This is a genomic window from Phascolarctobacterium succinatutens (assembly GCF_023497905.1).
Classification (GTDB): Bacteria; Bacillota; Negativicutes; order Acidaminococcales; family Acidaminococcaceae; genus Phascolarctobacterium_A; species Phascolarctobacterium_A succinatutens.
The window spans coordinates 1,653,301-1,668,908 of the sequence record NZ_CP097284.1 but is presented as its reverse complement, the minus strand read 5'-3'; the positions used below and the strand labels follow the sequence as shown (position 1 = coordinate 1,668,908).

At 43.9% G+C, this 15,608-nt stretch carries 10 protein-coding genes, 1 pseudogene and 2 CRISPR repeat arrays (1 of these 13 running past the window's edge); all 11 genes and pseudogenes read left to right on the top strand.

All coding sequences use genetic code 11. The features are described from left to right. Positions 1 to 140 precede the first annotated feature (140 nt). The 11 genes and pseudogenes from M5E81_RS07870 to M5E81_RS07820 all read left to right on the top strand — a co-directional run bounded on the left by M5E81_RS07870 (position 141) and on the right by M5E81_RS07820 (position 13,442). Positions 141 to 1,526: an IS4 family transposase gene (locus tag M5E81_RS07870; protein WP_249747014.1), complete on the top strand. Its 1,386-nt coding sequence runs from the start codon at positions 141 to 143 to the stop codon at positions 1,524 to 1,526. A 116-nt stretch (positions 1,527 to 1,642) separates the two neighbouring features. After that, a pseudogene (locus tag M5E81_RS07865) lies at positions 1,643 to 1,891 on the top strand (DUF1653 domain-containing protein); the annotation flags it as partial. A gap of 57 nt (positions 1,892 to 1,948) precedes the next feature. Then, complete coding sequence (locus tag M5E81_RS07860) at positions 1,949 to 2,599, top strand: MmcQ/YjbR family DNA-binding protein (RefSeq protein ID WP_249747226.1); 651 nt, start codon at positions 1,949 to 1,951, stop codon at positions 2,597 to 2,599. 17 nt (positions 2,600 to 2,616) lie between these two features. Next, complete coding sequence (locus M5E81_RS07855; protein ID WP_249747225.1) at positions 2,617 to 3,450, top strand: deoxyribonuclease IV; 834 nt, start codon at positions 2,617 to 2,619, stop codon at positions 3,448 to 3,450. A gap of 36 nt (positions 3,451 to 3,486) precedes the next feature. After that, on the top strand, positions 3,487 to 4,806 hold the full coding sequence (locus M5E81_RS07850; protein WP_249747224.1) for a M18 family aminopeptidase: 1,320 nt from the start codon (positions 3,487 to 3,489) through the stop codon (positions 4,804 to 4,806). A gap of 136 nt (positions 4,807 to 4,942) precedes the next feature. Beyond that, positions 4,943 to 6,268, top strand: coding sequence for an AsmA family protein (locus M5E81_RS07845; RefSeq protein WP_249747223.1), 1,326 nt, complete (start codon positions 4,943 to 4,945; stop codon positions 6,266 to 6,268). Between the two features lie 417 nt (positions 6,269 to 6,685). Then, positions 6,686 to 9,070, top strand: coding sequence for a CRISPR-associated helicase Cas3' (gene cas3, locus M5E81_RS07840; protein ID WP_249747222.1), 2,385 nt, complete (start codon positions 6,686 to 6,688; stop codon positions 9,068 to 9,070). 16 nt (positions 9,071 to 9,086) lie between these two features. Next, the gene (gene cas5c / locus M5E81_RS07835; RefSeq protein ID WP_249747221.1) at positions 9,087 to 9,833 is read left to right on the top strand and encodes a type I-C CRISPR-associated protein Cas5c; all 747 of its coding nucleotides are present in this window, start codon (positions 9,087 to 9,089) and stop codon (positions 9,831 to 9,833) included. Further along, entirely contained in the window at positions 9,820 to 11,682 is a 1,863-nt protein-coding gene (cas8c, locus tag M5E81_RS07830; protein WP_249747220.1) for a type I-C CRISPR-associated protein Cas8c/Csd1, read from the top strand. The genes cas5c and cas8c overlap by 14 nt, the downstream gene beginning before the upstream one ends. A 1-nt stretch (position 11,683) precedes the next feature. After that, on the top strand, positions 11,684 to 12,607 hold the full coding sequence (cas7c, locus tag M5E81_RS07825) for a type I-C CRISPR-associated protein Cas7/Csd2 (protein ID WP_249747219.1): 924 nt from the start codon (positions 11,684 to 11,686) through the stop codon (positions 12,605 to 12,607). A gap of 1 nt (position 12,608) precedes the next feature. Continuing rightward, entirely contained in the window at positions 12,609 to 13,442 is an 834-nt protein-coding gene (locus tag M5E81_RS07820) for a Fic family protein (RefSeq protein WP_249747218.1), read from the top strand. Between the two features lie 186 nt (positions 13,443 to 13,628). Next, positions 13,629 to 14,707: direct repeats of the CRISPR family, unit length 31 nt; unit sequence GTCGCTCCCGCGAGGGAGCGTGGATTGAAAT. An 87-nt stretch (positions 14,708 to 14,794) separates the two neighbouring features. Further along, positions 14,795 to 15,608: direct repeats of the CRISPR family, unit length 31 nt; unit sequence GTCGCTCCCGCGAGGGAGCGTGGATTGAAAT; it runs 1,179 nt beyond the window's last position.

The window sequence follows — 15,608 nt, the reverse complement described above, 5'->3', positions numbered from 1 at the left end:
ATAAACTCAAACTTCGCAGGTAAAAATCCCCTGCACCCCTTGAAAGTCCAGGCTTTGTAAACAGAAAAATAGCATGAGTCTTGCCAGTTTGGTATAATTATGTTGGCTCAAAAACATACCAAGCACCGGAGGCTCATGCTATGAAAAGTATATCACAAACCACCCAGCAGATGGAATCCATCTCGAAGAAAACTTCGGCGTTCTTCCGTCGTTATCATGTCGGCCAGATTCTGCGCGCGGCCAACGCTTGCAAGCTCAAAGGATTTTCCTCCATTCTCGTTTTCCTCGTGCTCGTAAGCATCATCTTCGAGAACCGCTCGCTCTATATGCAGCGCCGACTTCACGAGGATTCGCTGCCGTTCGGCAAGGACACGGCTTACCGCTTCTTGAACTCCTGCCACACGAACTGGCGCAAGTTCACGCTGCTTCTTGCGGCGCGGATCATCAACGAAACCATCAAGCCGCTGACGGATGCCGGCCGGCGTTGTGCCATCGTCGTCGACGATTCGCTCTTCAGCCGCTCGCGTTCCAAGCGCGTGGAACTCTTGGCGAACGTCTACGACCATGTGAGCCGCCGCTATACGAAGGGCTTCCGCTTGCTCGTCCTCGGCTGGACGGACGGGAACACGTTCCTGCCACTCACGTTCTGCCTTCTTTCAACCTCGAAGGAAAAGAACCGGCTCAATGAGGCCAGCGCATCCGTCGATGCAAGAAGCAACGGCGGAAAGCAGCGCAAGCTCGCGCAGATGGAAGCGCCAGCCGTCGTCCTCAATTTGTTGCAGGAGGTCAAGGCGACAGGAATCCCCGCGCAGTACGTCCTCTTCGACACATGGTTCTGCTCGCCGTCGTCGCTGAAAGCCATCCATGACCTCGGCTATGACGTCACCGCTATGGCAAAGAAGAGCAAGAAGGTGCGCTACCCCTGCGAAGGGAAGATCTCGAACGTCAAGGCCATCTACAAGGAACACAAGAAACGCCGCGGACGCTCGCGTTACCTCCTGTCCGTCGATGCTGTCGCGACGAAACAGGGAGAATCCCTCGTGCCTGTGCGATTGGTCTTCGTGCGGAACCGCAACAAGCGGAAGGATTATCTCGTCCTCGTCACGACAGACCTCTCGCTTTCGGAGGAAGAAGTCATCCAGCTCTACGGGAAGCGCTGGGGCATCGAGGTGTTCTTCAAAGCGTGCAAGTCCTACCTGCGGCTCGGCAAGGATTGTCGTTCCGTCTCCTACGATGCGATGACGGCGCATGTCGCCGTCGTCTGCACACGATATATGCTCCTGGCTGTCGAGGAACGTGAGAACACGGATGGGCGAAGCCTCGGCGAGCTCTTCTATCTGGGGCTTGATGAGCTTCCGGACTTGAAGTACATGGAAGCGCTTCGCCTCGTGTTGCAGGAGTTTGCGGAGCAGCTTCGGGCAGAATATCCGTCAGAAGTCTTGCTGGTCGAATCGCTCTTGGAACGATTCCTGAACGATCTGCCCGCTCTTTGGATGAGTCGTCTGCGTGCACAGAAGTGTGCGTGAATGGCTTTCGACATTCAGTTCAAGCTGATTTATCAAGGCATACGGGATGTTTTCCGTGTGCGAAGTTTGAGTTATATAAACAAAATACGGAGGTTAATACTATGACTAGAGAAATGCATATGGGCGACATTGTGCGCCATTTTAAAAGAGAAACTGTCGAAAATCCTACGACGGAATACTTATATAAAATACTGGCCTTTGCCGAGCACACGGAGACCGGCGAAAAGCTGGTGGTGTATCAGGCGCTGTATGCTCCGTTCAAAATTTGCGCCCGTCCTTACGCTATGTTTATGAGCGAGGTGGACCGCGAAAAATATCCTGCGATTAAGCAAAAGTACCGCTTTGAGGTTGTGCAGGAGTTCTGATTGCTTAGGCGATTATACCGGTGGTGCATATAATTTTATTTGCAGGAGAGAACGGAAATGCTTTATCCGATTTTAGAGCAATATGATGTTGACATAGAAAAAGCGCTGGCCTACGGTTTTGTGCGGGAGGGCGCAGGGCTGACACTGCGGAAGGCGCTGCCGGAAACAGAGTTTTACGCTGTCGTTATGCTTGCAGGCAAGGCCTTATCCGTAAATGTTTTGGAACGCGATACAGATGAGGAGTACCTGCCATTTAACGTTGCCGATAACATCAGCGGTTACGTTATGAGCGTGCGCGAGAAAGCAGAGGCTCTGCTGGAAGAAATAAAAACGCAGTGCCTGATTAAAAGCAATGTTAAGCTGCAGCTGATGGATTACTGCTCGCAGCGCTTCGGCACTGTACCCGACGCTCCGTGGCCGGAAACACCGGAGAATTTTACCTTTAAGACGGCGCGGAGAAATAAATGGTACGCTTTGTTTATGACGATTCCCTATAAAAGCCTGGGCTTAGCGAAGGCGGGGAAGGTTGATGTTTTGAATATTAAGCTGCCACCGGCAAAGATTGAGCAGCTGGTGGACAGGCAGCATTTTTATCCTGCGTATCATATGAACAAAAAGCATTGGCTGACGGTAATGCTGCAAAAGGATGCAGACATTTCGTTGGTGCAGGAGCTGTTGGCGGAAAGCTATCAGCTGGTTGAAAAATAGCAAAGGAGATTGAGCAAGTGTTACATATAGGTTGTCATTTATCCTCATCGAAGGGCTTTCTAGCGATGGGAAAGACGGCGCTGTCGATCGGTGCCGATACGTTTCAGTTTTTTACGCGCAATCCGCGTGGAGGCAAGGCGAAGGCTGTGAAGCCGGAGGACGCGGCGGCGCTGAACGCGTTGATGCAGGAGCACAATTTTGCGCCCATTCTGGCACACGCACCGTATACGATGAACCCATGTGCAGCAGACGAAAAGCTGCTGGAGTTTGCGCAGATGGTGATGGAGGGCGATTTGGCGATGCTGGAATATGTGCCGGGGAATATGTATAATTTTCATCCCGGCAGCCATGTGAAGCAGGGAGCTGAGGTTGGCATAGAAAAAATAGCGGCGCTGCTCAACAGTGTGCTGCACAAGGATTTGCATACCACGGTTCTATTGGAAACGATGGCCGGCAAGGGCACGGAGGTTGGCCGCAGCTTTGAGGAGCTGGCGGCGATTTTGAGCAAGGTGCAGCTTAACGAAAAGATGGGCGTCTGCCTTGATACCTGTCATATTTTTGACGGTGGCTATGATATCGTTAATGATTTGGACGGCGTACTGGCGCAGTTCGATAAAATTATCGGCTTGGAGCGCTTGAAGGCTGTGCATCTGAACGACAGCCTGAATATTTGCGGCAGCCACAAGGACAGGCATGCGTGCATCGGTGCAGGCAATATCGGCTTGGAGGCGCTGACGGCGGTGATTAACCATCCGGCGCTGCGCACACTGCCGTTTTACTTGGAAACACCTAACGAGCTGCCGGGCTACGCTGCGGAAATAAAGATGCTGCGTGAGCGCTTTAAAGAGTAATATACCAAGAATTTTTGCAAGAGGTGAAAGACAGAAATGGAAATGGCTTATACGGAGCTGAATGCGAAGCTGTGCGCTTTTTTGGATAAAACGCCCAACAGCTTTTTCGCCGTGAAAAATATTAAGGTGGAGCTGGCGGCTGCAGGCTTTACCGAGCTGCAGGAAAACAGCAGATGGCAGCTGCAGGAAGGCGGCAAATATTATGTCAGCCGTAACGGTTCGGCGCTGCTGGCCTTTGTGCTTCCCAAAAAGGCTTACCTGGGCTTTCAGGTTTACGCCTGCCACTGCGATTCGCCGGCGTTCAAGCTGAAGAATAATGCGGAAATTGTGGTAGACAAAAAGTATGTGAAGCTGAATGTGGAAAAGTATGGCGGCATGCTGCTGAACACCTGGCTTGACAGGCCGCTTTCCGTTGCCGGACGTGTGCTATGCAACGTTGACGGCCGCTTGGAAGCGCGTCTTGTTAATGTTGAGCAGGACCTGATGATGATTCCGAATCTGGCAATCCACATGAACAGGGAAGCCAACGAGGGCGTAAAGCTGAACGCGCAGACGGATATGCTGCCGCTTATCGGCAGTGCTGCGGCTAAGGACGGCCTGCAGAAGCTGTTGGCGGAGGCCTGCGGCGTTACCGCAGAGCAGATTGTGGATACGGAGCTTTTCCTGTACAACAGAATGCCGACGACTACAGTCGGGCTGGATCAGGAATATGTTGCCGGCGGCAGGCTGGATGATTTGCAGTGCGTGTTTGCCGGATTGCAGGGCTTTTTGGCGGCAGAAGCAGGCGAGAGTGTGCCGGTATTCTGCATGCTGGATAACGAAGAGGTTGGCAGCGGCACGAAGCAGGGCGCGGCGGCGACCTTCTTAAAGGATGCGCTGCAGCGCATCAACATGGCATTGGGCAGGGACGAGGAGGATTATCTGGTGTCCTTGGCCAACAGCCTGATGCTTTCGGCGGACAATGCGCATGCTGTGCATCCTAATCATACGGATAAGAACGACCTGACGAACAAGACCTATCCTAATGAGGGTGTGGTTGTCAAATACAGCGCTAACCAAAAATATACTACGGATGCGGTATCCGGCGCATTGGTGCAGCTGCTGGCTAAAAAGGCGAACGTGCCGCTGCAGCTTTTCTATAACCGTTCGGATATGGCAGGCGGTTCTACCTTAGGCAATATCTCTACCGCTCAGGTAGCAATCAAATCGGTGGATATCGGCCTGGCGCAGCTGGCGATGCATTCCGCCTACGAAATGGCCGGCGTTAAGGACACGGCGTATCTGGCGGAGCTGGCGCAGGCATTTTTTGCTGCCGCTGTGGCGGAGGCTGCCGACGGAACGTACTTCTTGAAGTAACAATTTAATATGTATAGATATAGGGGCATAGCAGATGCTGGTGACAGGTCTGCTGTGCCTTTGCTATTAGTTGCGGGCAGTTCGGCGTGGTGATATACTGAGCTTAGGAAGTTTTATAAGCGAAAGTGGTGATTATATGTTGCAGGCAATACGCAGATTATCTAAAACTCATTTGGCAATGGTAGTAGTCTGCCTGCTGGCAGTGGGCGGCGCTGTCTATTTCTTTTTGGCGCAGCGTGCCAGCCGTCATGCGGCGGAGCTTTTTAATTATTATATGGCAAAGCAGCAGGTGCTGACAGGCACGGTGACGGCCGAGGAGCTGCGCGCCGATATCTGGGGCAATGTATATTTTAAAAACCTGACCTGGGATTCGCCGGAGCATGAACGCCTGGTGGATGTGCCCGAGGGACGTATCAAAATCAAGCCGAAGGACATCATCCTGCGCATAGCGGGCATTGATACGGTGCAGGAGGTGGAGCTGAGCGGTGCTTATATTCATTTGGGCTTTGATGATAAAATGCGCCTGGATATCCTGCAGAATAAAAAGACGGCGGAGGAAAGTATCCTGCCGGACGAGGTGCCTATGGAAAAGCGTCATCTGCAGATTAAGGGCAGGCTGCCGAATATTAAGCTGATTTTGCATGATACGGTGCTGTCGGCAGAATATAAAAAGCGTCACTTTATTTTGAATGACGTGGACGGCACGGCGCAGATACATGAGCATCAAAGGCTGGAGCTGCACTTAGCTGCGGGACGCTACGGCGGCAGCATTGCAGGCAAGGGACTGAATATTGACGGCACCTGCGACCTGAAGGGGGAGCAGAAGACGAATATCAATATCTGCCTGTATGATGTTATTCCGGATTCGCTGGGCATGAAAAATGTTAAGGATGCGATGACGGTGACTGGGCAGATGACCGGCAGCCTGAAAAAACCTGTGATTGATGGTGCGCTGGCGCTGAAGGAGCTGCATCTGAACGATTTGTATTTTACGAATATCAATGGTACCTATCATTATGAAAATGCGCTGATAACCTTTCAGGATGTGACTGGCAGCATTTTCGGCGGTACCTTTGATGCGATAGGCTTGTATCATTTTGATAATCGCTATTACAAAATCGATGTTGACGGCAAGAATCTGATGGCTTCGCTGGCTGCCAAAAGCAGCAAGATAAATACGAGCGTAGCCTTGAAGATTAAGTTCCGCAATGAGGGACCGCATGGCAATAATTTGGTATACGGCAGCTTTTCTACGGGCAAGGGAACATATATGCTGGTGCCGTTTTTGAGCCTGCGTGGCAGCTTCAGCGACCAGAGCGGCGAGCTGGCGTTCAGTAATGTGGAGATTGAAACCAAGGTGGGCACGTTTGAAAGCGATGTCTTTAAGATTGTGGACGGCAGATTGCAGCTGGGCGAGATTTTTTTGGCGAACGGCGAGGGCAGGCGTATACGTGTGAGGTAGGGGGGAGAATTTTTATAATAAAAGAATATACAATATAGGTATTCCTTGTGGAATCAGAAAAGTCCAGTCTGTAATTTAAAAAAATTAATAGACTGGACTTTTGTGCAAATTCCTAAATTTTTTTCAAGGTAGCAAGTGACTTTTTCAATATAGACAAAAACTGTCTTTGTAGTGTGATACACTAAAGATAAATTAGCAGAAATGTAAAATAGAGATACATTTTAGTATCTCTATTTACATACATAAAAATATAATTTTTTCAATCCACATATACCGAAAGTATATGACTCTTTCATTGTACAATAACAATCTTCAGAAGACAAGGTAATTTTGCGTGCTTAGCAGAAATAATAATCCTTGACAATTGATTCTTTAAACATTAAAATATAATTGAAAGCAAAAAGTGAGGTGTTCAGTATGTATCCGGCGCATATAAGAAAAGAAATATCTTGTGATGGTAAAGTAACTTATTCATTTCAATCTGTTGCTGAGCATTGCCGTAATACAGCAAAATATGCTAGTGAAGCATTAAAGGCAGTAGGCTTAGAAAAGACTGCTTATCTTGCAGGCTTATTACATGATTGCGGCAAACATACGTTCAGATTTAAGCAGTATATTGAAGATGCAGTTGTCAATGAAAAAGAAGTTAAGCGTGGTACTGTTAATCATACTTTTGCAGGTGTAAAGCTGATTTTAGCGAAACATGCTAAATATGTTGGTGCAAATGACTTCCAAGATTTAACTATTGAATTGATAGCTTATGCAATCGGAGCACATCACGGCTTATTTGACTGTATAAAAGATAAGGATGAAAGTGCCTTTGCTTACAGATTAGAAAAAGAAAACATTGATTCTGAGGAGGCTATAGAAAACTTCTATAATGAATGTGCCAGTGAGGATGAAATTGAAAAATTGCTTCTGGAGGCAACAGATGAAATAAAAAATCTTGCTGATATAATAGTTAGTATAGATAGCACAGAGAATTATAAAGAACCTGAAATTCCGTTTTATTATTCATTGGTGTGTCGTTTACTGACATCGGCAGTTATAGATGCTGATAGAAAAGATACTATGGAATTTGAAAAAAATGAGGTAACTAAGCAGTTAGACTTAGATTGGAGTAGGATTTTAGCGAATTTTAATTCTTATATTGAAAATTTTAAGACAGAACGGGATATAGATTTAGCACGTAAGGCGATTTCTGCTGCATGTGCTGTTGCCGCGCAAAAACCTGAAGGAGTATACAGGTTAAATGTTCCGACTGGTGGTGGCAAAACTTTAAGTTCATTGCGTTATTCCTTGGAACACGCAAAAAAATATCATAAAAAAAGAATGTTTTTTGTCATGCCTTTACTGTCCATCATTGAACAAAATGCACAGGAAATAAGAAAAGCAGTACAGGATGATAGTATTCTTTTAGAGCATCATTCTAATGTCATTGATGATGAAAACAGTGATGTCGAGGAATTAAATAAGAGAGAGCTGCTTATACAGTCCTGGGATAATCCTATTGTGATAACAACATTAGTGCAACTTCTAAATACTATGTTTTTAGGAAAAACCAGTTCAGTCAGACGTTTTGCATCTCTGTGTAATAGTGTAATTGTTTTTGATGAGGTGCAGTCTTTGCCAAATACAATGCTCGCGCTGTTTAATTTAACGATAAATTTCCTTGTGAAAAAATGTCATGCAACTGTTATTTTGTGTTCTGCTACACAGCCTTCCTTTGAAAATGCTGAGCACAAATTATTAAGCGAGGTTAGTGACTTGATTACGTTGCCCTCTGAAACTTTAAAGGTTTTTGAACGTGTGGAATTAGTTGACAAGGGTTCTATGAGCATGGAAGAGTTATCTGATTTTGCTTTAGAAATAATAAGGAGCAAAAAAAGCCTTCTAGTTGTATGCAATACAAAACGAGAGGCTAAAGAGTTATTTGAGAGTTTACAGGCTGAAGTAAACGGCGTGATTCCAATGTATCATCTATCTGCTTCGATGTGTACAAAGCATAGAAAAATGATAGTAGAGTCAATGAAAATTGATTTGAGTTTACCAGATCCTAAACAAATAGTTTGCGTTGCAACTCAAGTAATTGAGGCTGGTGTGGATATTTCTTTTAACTGTGTTATTAGATTACAGGCTGGAATGGATAGTATTGTTCAGGCAGCAGGAAGATGCAATAGAAATGGCGAAAATAAATTAGAGTCGGTTTACATTGTAAATTTATTGGGAGAGAAACTTCATCGGCTTAAAGAGATTGAAACTGCTAAAAGAGCTACTGAAAGTTTATTACAGGAAGTTAAAATAAAAAAACATTATACTAGCTTGAACTCCGATGTAGCTATTTCCTTTTATTATAAAAAGCTATACTCTATGATGAACAAGGGTGAGCAAGATTTTTTTGTACCTAATTTACATAAGTCTTTATACGGATTGTTAAATCAACATGATGTTGCAGATGGTTACTTTTTGGCGCAACAGTTAAAGACAGCAGGAAAGTATTTTAATGTTTTTGATAATAATACCGTTGAAATGATAGTGCCTTATGGGAAGGGGCAAGATGTTATTAGCGAGTTGAATTCTGAGAAAGCTATGTATAATCTGGCGTATGCGGAAGAAGCTATAAAGCAAGCAACCGGATATACTGTTACATGTTATCAATATCAGATAGATATTTTAAAGAAAGATGCAGCAGTAATATATAATGATTGCTTTGGCATCTATATCTTGAATGATTCTGCTTACTATGATGATAAGCTTGGTTTAAATTTAGATGCTATAGGTGGCGAAGGAGTTTTTTATTAAGCAATGGAGGTGTCATATGCATTCTAATAATGTCGAATTTGAGGTTTATGGTAATTATGCACTTTTTAGTGATCCAATCATGCGTGTAGGTGGTGAGAAGTGTTCTTATCAGGTGCCTACATATGAAGCATTAAAAGGTATTTTAATGTCGGTGTATTGGAAGCCGACCATCATTTGGTACATTGACAAGGTGCGTGTAATGAATCAGATTCAAACAGAGGTTAAAGGCGTCCGTCCAATTAAATACACTGGTAATGGAAATGATTTGGCATATTATACATACCTGAAAAATTGCCGGTATCAAGTCCAGGCGCATTTTGAATGGAATAAGAACCGACCTGAGTTGGAAGGTGACCGAAATGAGAATAAACACCATAATATTGCAAAACGGATGATATTGAAAGGCGGCCGCCGAGATGTTTTTTTGGGAACACGCGAATGTCAGGCTTATGTAGAGCCTTGTAAATTTGGTGAAGGTTCTGGGGCCTATGATGATGTTAATGAATTGGCTTTTGGTGTTATGTATCATGGTATTACTTATCCGGATGAATTTTATTCTCCCGAAACTAAGGATTGCATGACTGTACGTTTTTGGCGACCAGTTATGAAAAAGGGTGTTATTGATTTCATACGTCCCCAAGAGTGTACTGCTACTAAGAAAATTCATCCGATGAAAATGAAAATTTTTGAAGATAAGAAGAATTTTAGTGGTTTAGATGAGTTCGAACATGAGGAAGGAGGAACAATAGATGAGTTTGTTTAATAAAGCCTATGAGACATATGAATACCATAAGTCATTAGTAGGAATGATTGAAGCCGGCAAATCGCCTTTGTTACCAATCTCTCATATTTTGAAAAATGTACAAATTGAAGCAAGCATTAATTTAAATGGCGAATTTGTAAGTGCAAGAGCATTGGATAAAAAAAGTAAAGATCCTAATGTGCCTTTTGAGCAGCCAACTATTATTCCTGTAACAATAGAATCCGGTAGTCGTTCCGGCAAGAATCCGGCAGCGCATCCATTAAGCGATAAATTAGATTATCTGATTCCTACAGAAAACAACAAGCATCAGGAATATATGAATTTGTTAGCAAATTGGGAAGCATCATCAGAATATGGCGATATAAAACTAAGTGCTATAAAAAAGTATCTTGATGGTGAAACGATTGTCAAGGATTTAGTAAGAGAACAACTTTTGGAATTGGATAAAAATAACAAAATAGCTGACAAAAAAATTAATGGTGTAGAACCATTGCAATGCATGGTGCGTTGGCGTGTTTTGGGAACAGACGTAGAAGAATGTTGGCGTGATAAACAGCTATTCCAAAAATGGGCTTCTTATTATGACACTCAGATGCAAAATAATGAGAAATTCATTATGGATCTTTGTATGATTTCTGGAGAACAAGAAATTCTTGCACCTATGGTTCCTAAAGGAATTGTAAATATGCAGGCAAATGCTAAATTGATTTCTTCTAATGATACTGCAAATTTTGTTTTTCGTGGACGCTTTACTGATGCCGAACAAGCAAGCAGTGTAGGATATTCAACCTTTCAGAAAGTGTTTGTAATTTTGCAGTGGTTGGCCAATAATTCCGAAACTAGCTTTTGCGTATCTGATAGAACTTTTTTGTGTTGGAATCCTAAAGGAAAACCTGTACCAAAGTTTAATAAGAGTATATTTGGCGATAAAAAGAAAACAATTTTTGTTCCTTCGGATTATCGCAAGGAATTAAATAATACCTTGGCAGGATTTAAAAATGATTTACCTAATGAAGAGGATGTAATTATTGCAGCTTTTGATGCAGCAACAACCGGACGATTATCATTGGTATATTATAATGAATTAAAGGCATCTGATTTTTTTGAAAGAATTAATAGCTGGTATAATAGCTGTTATTGGTATTTTTATCAAAATATCCAATCACCGTTGTTGTATGATATAGTGCGTTTTGCTTTCGGTGTTCAGAGGGGCAATGATGATAACAGCAAAGTTGAAGTTGATGATAAGCTTTTAAAACAACATATGCAGAGGCTGTTTAAGTGTCTTATTGAGAAACTACCTATACCTTATGATATAGTAATGGCATTAACTGCCAAGGCTTCAATGCCCAAAAGCTATAATAAGAAAAATCGTGAAAAGATACTTTCTGTAGCTTGTGCGGTCATAAGAAAGTATTATAATGATAAGGCCCAAAAGGAGGAATGGAATATGAGCCTTGATAAAAATAAGTTGAATCGTGATTATTTATATGGCAGATTATTAGCTGTATTTGAAAAGCTAGAGATTGATGCAATGAAGAGCCGGTACGGCTATACTGATAATGATATCAGGGAAACTCATGCTGATAAATTGTGGAATTTTTATTGTGCTAAGCCGGAAAGTGGTGCAGCGAATATTAATGGTGCTTTAAGACCTTATTTGAAATATTTGCCGGACACAAGAAAAAACTTCTATTTGGGCCTTATTGGCGAAATTATGGGAAAAATAGGTGAAACAGCTGATAAAATCCGCAATAAAAGTCTGGAACCCTGTTATTTGATGGGTTATTATGATCAGCGCAATGATTTATATATATCTAAAAAAGACAAACAAGAGGAGGATAAGTAAAATGGCAGAATTAAGCAACAAAATTGACTTTGTATTATTGGTAAGTGTAAAAATGGCAAATCCCAATGGTGATCCGCTGAATGGTAATCGCCCGCGTATTGATTATGGCAGCTATGGTGAAATTACAGCTGAATGTATTAAACGTAAAATTCGTAACCGTATGCAGGATTTGGGATATCCTATTTTTGTCCAGTCTAATGATCGCAGCGATGATGGCTTTACTTCTTTAAGTGATCGTGCATCGGCACTTATTGCTAAAAAGCTTGAAGAAAAACATTTAGCAGAAGATAAGAGCGATAAGAAAGTAAAGAAAGGTGACAAAGTTAGTCCGGAGCAGTATGCTGCCTGGACATGTGAAACTTGGCTTGATGTGCGTAGTTTTGGACAGGTATTCGCATTTAATAATAAAAAAGATAAAGAAGCAGCAGGTGTTTCAGTAGGTGTAAGAGGACCTATCTCGATTCATCAGGCAGTAAGCATTGATCCCGTTGAAGTATGCTCTTATCAAATTACCAAAAGTGTCAATGGCGAAAATAAAGATGGCAAAGAAGGAAAATCTTCTGATACAATGGGCATGAAGCACATGATAAAGTTTGGTATGTATGAAATTAAGGGTGCCATTAATGTTCAGCTTGCAACGAAAACTGGTTTTACAGATGAAGATGCTGAAGTTGTCAAAAAATGTTTATTAACTCTGTTTGAAAATGATGCTTCTTCGGCTCGTCCGGATGGCTCTATGGAAGTTGTTAAGTTGTATTGGTGGAAGCATAATTGCAAGGAAGGGCAGTACTCTTCTGCTAAGGTTCATCGTTCTGTTAAAGTAAAGCTTAAGGAAGGTATTGCAGAGGCACTGTCTGCAGATGATTATGATATTGTTGTCGATGAATTGAATGGTCTTGTTCCCGAAGTTAAAGAAGGAATGTAATATGCAGAAAGATTGGTATCAAGACTTAAATGAATATATTCGTTTGGGTGAACCCAAGCTGGAAGAAAAAACAGTTGCCTGGCAGACCGCAATTGGCTTACAGGCAGTAGATGGCCTTTCTACTTCTGATTACTTACTGGAAACGGCTAAAGAGAATATTGAAGGCAAAATCACTATTAGTGAAGCTAATGATAAAATCAGTAGTTATTATGAGGAATGCAACGATAGGAAAGCTATTGAAGCTGGAACGAAAGAAGCGGATGTTGTAGCAGGTAGGATTACTGCAATATTGGGAGAAAAAACATTTAGCTTTTCTCCTGCTTATTGGATTTCCATACATAAAAACCTTTTTGCGAATGTATTTGCTCATGCCGGAGAGGTCAGAACCTATAATATTAGTAAAAATGAATGGGTTTTGAATGGAAAAAGTGTTTTTTACGCATCCTATGATAGCATTTCTATGACACTCGACTATGATTTTAATACTGAAAAGAGATTTTCTTATAGAAATCTTAGCGAGAGTGAAATCGTTAAGCATATAGCAAAATTTACTTGTGATATATGGCAGATACATCCTTTTTGCGAAGGAAACACTCGCTCAACTGCTGTTTTTATCATAAAGTATTTGAATTCTTTAGGATATTCCATAGGTAATGAAGCTTTTGCTAAGGATTCCTGGTATTTCCGTAATGCTTTGGTTAGAGCAAACTATAATGATTTACAAAATGGAGTTCACGCTACTACGGTGTATTTAGAGAAATTCTTTGAGAATTTACTATATAACGGAAATAACGAATTAAAGAACCGCTATTTGCATATTGATTGGCATGAGTAAAAATAGTGCAGAATTATCCTGTGCGAAGTTATATGGAACATAAAATTTAACTTAGGTTCGCAACTTAAGCTAGAATGGGAAACTATAAGTTTTCTCACATCAAAATAAATTTTTGAGTATTTGAGTTGAGCTAGTTCGCAAAAAATGCTTGATTTAAATGAATAGAGAAGTAATTTGTTTTGATGCGTCGCTCCCGCGAGGGAGCGTGGATTGAAAAAAGCAGCGAGGACGCTTACAAAAAAGACAGTATGTCGCTCCCGCGAGGGAGCGTGGATTGAAAAGTGAGCCGCAAGCAGTTTAAAATTTTGCATTTGAGTCGCTCCCGCGAGGGAGCGTGGATTGAAAACACCGCCAGTACAAATCATTGCAGATAAGGAAAAGTCGCTCCCGCGAGGGAGCGTGGATTGAAAACATGTGGCCAGTGTTTAGGCTGCCGTTTGGATAAGTCGCTCCCGCGAGGGAGCGTGGATTGAAAATGAAAAAAGATTATCTGACCGCGGTAGAGTTAGGCTCGCTCCCGCGAGGGAGCGTGGATTGAAAATTAAATTTTGGCTATGCCAAAATGACTGTGCTAAGTCGCTCCCGCGAGGGAGCGTGGATTGAAAAAGCATTTGCAACACGCTCTTTAGAAAGTGTGCCGTATGGTCGCTCCCGCGAGGGAGCGTGGATTGAAAACAACCCGGCTATTACAAGCTGGCTAGGCGTGCCGGGTCGCTCCCGCGAGGGAGCGTGGATTGAAAACCTTTTTTAATAATCAAGGAGGAATAGTTAAAATGTCGCTCCCGCGAGGGAGCGTGGATTGAAAATTAAGACAACACATATCTGTGTGGTCTCAGTGCGCGTCGCTCCCGCGAGGGAGCGTGGATTGAAAAAGGAGCAGTTGGATACCATAGACAGTAGCAGAAGCGTCGCTCCCGCGAGGGAGCGTGGATTGAAAACGGTATCCTCGCCATCAAAGACTTCGGTGCTGCGGGTCGCTCCCGCGAGGGAGCGTGGATTGAAAAATTATTTCTTATTTGCTAAAGCTAGTGTATCTGAGTCGCTCCCGCGAGGGAGCGTGGATTGAAATTCTAACTCTTGCTCCAGTACAGTTTTGTTGATAAGTCGCTCCCGCGAGGGAGCGTGGATTGAAATCAGTCAAGGGCTCATCCGTCCACATGGCCGCATGTCGCTCCCGCGAGGGAGCGTGGATTGAAATTGCTGCGTCTGATTGTAATATGCATCGCTGCCCGAAGTCGCTCCCGCGAGGGAGCGTGGATTGAAATAAATCATTGCCCTGCTGCACCATACGGAATACACCGGGAGCGTGGATTGAAATATCCGCGGGCTGTGGCATCACAGTCGAGCGCCGCTGTCGCTCCCGCAAGGGAGCGTGGATTGAAATACATTTGTCGGTTATCCCGAGCTGGCCGCGGCCGTCGTCGCTCCCGCGAGGGAGCGTGGATTGAAATAACCTGGTTAAAAGGATATTGGCCTGGCAAATCGTCGCTCCCGCGAGGGAGCGTGGATTGAAATATTTATAATGCGATAGGGATAATTTCGCCGTTTATGTCGCTCCCGCGAGGGAGCGTGGATTGAAATGCCGCCGGGAATAGCTCTCAAAAGCTCATCGGCTGTCGCTCCCGCGAGGGAGCGTGGATTGAAATGGCGATGACAGAACGTGTATATGGCAGCGTAAGGGTCGCTCCCGCGAGGGAGCGTGGATTGAAATACCGCTATTCCATAACCTTTTAGCAATATGAGCTGTCGCTCCCGCGAGGGAGCGTGGATTGAAATAGACACCGACTGGCGCTTTACTGATTTTACAATTACGTCGCTCCCGCGAGGGAGCGTGGATTGAAATAAGAGAGCGGCGGCAATTATAACGCCAAGAATGGGTCGCTCCCGCGAGGGAGCGTGGATTGAAATCAGACCGTCGACCAATACGAGCAGAAGCAGAAAGTCGCTCCCGCGAGGGAGCGTGGATTGAAATTCTCAAATTAAGATAAGCATCCCCGACATCCATGTCGCTCCCGCGAGGGAGCGTGGATTGAAATACCGCTATTCCATAACCTTTTAGCAATATGAGCTGTCGCTCCCGCGAGGGAGCGTGGATTGAAATAGACACCGACTGGCGCTTTACTGATTTTACAATTACGTCGCTCCCGCGAGGGAGCGTGGATTGAA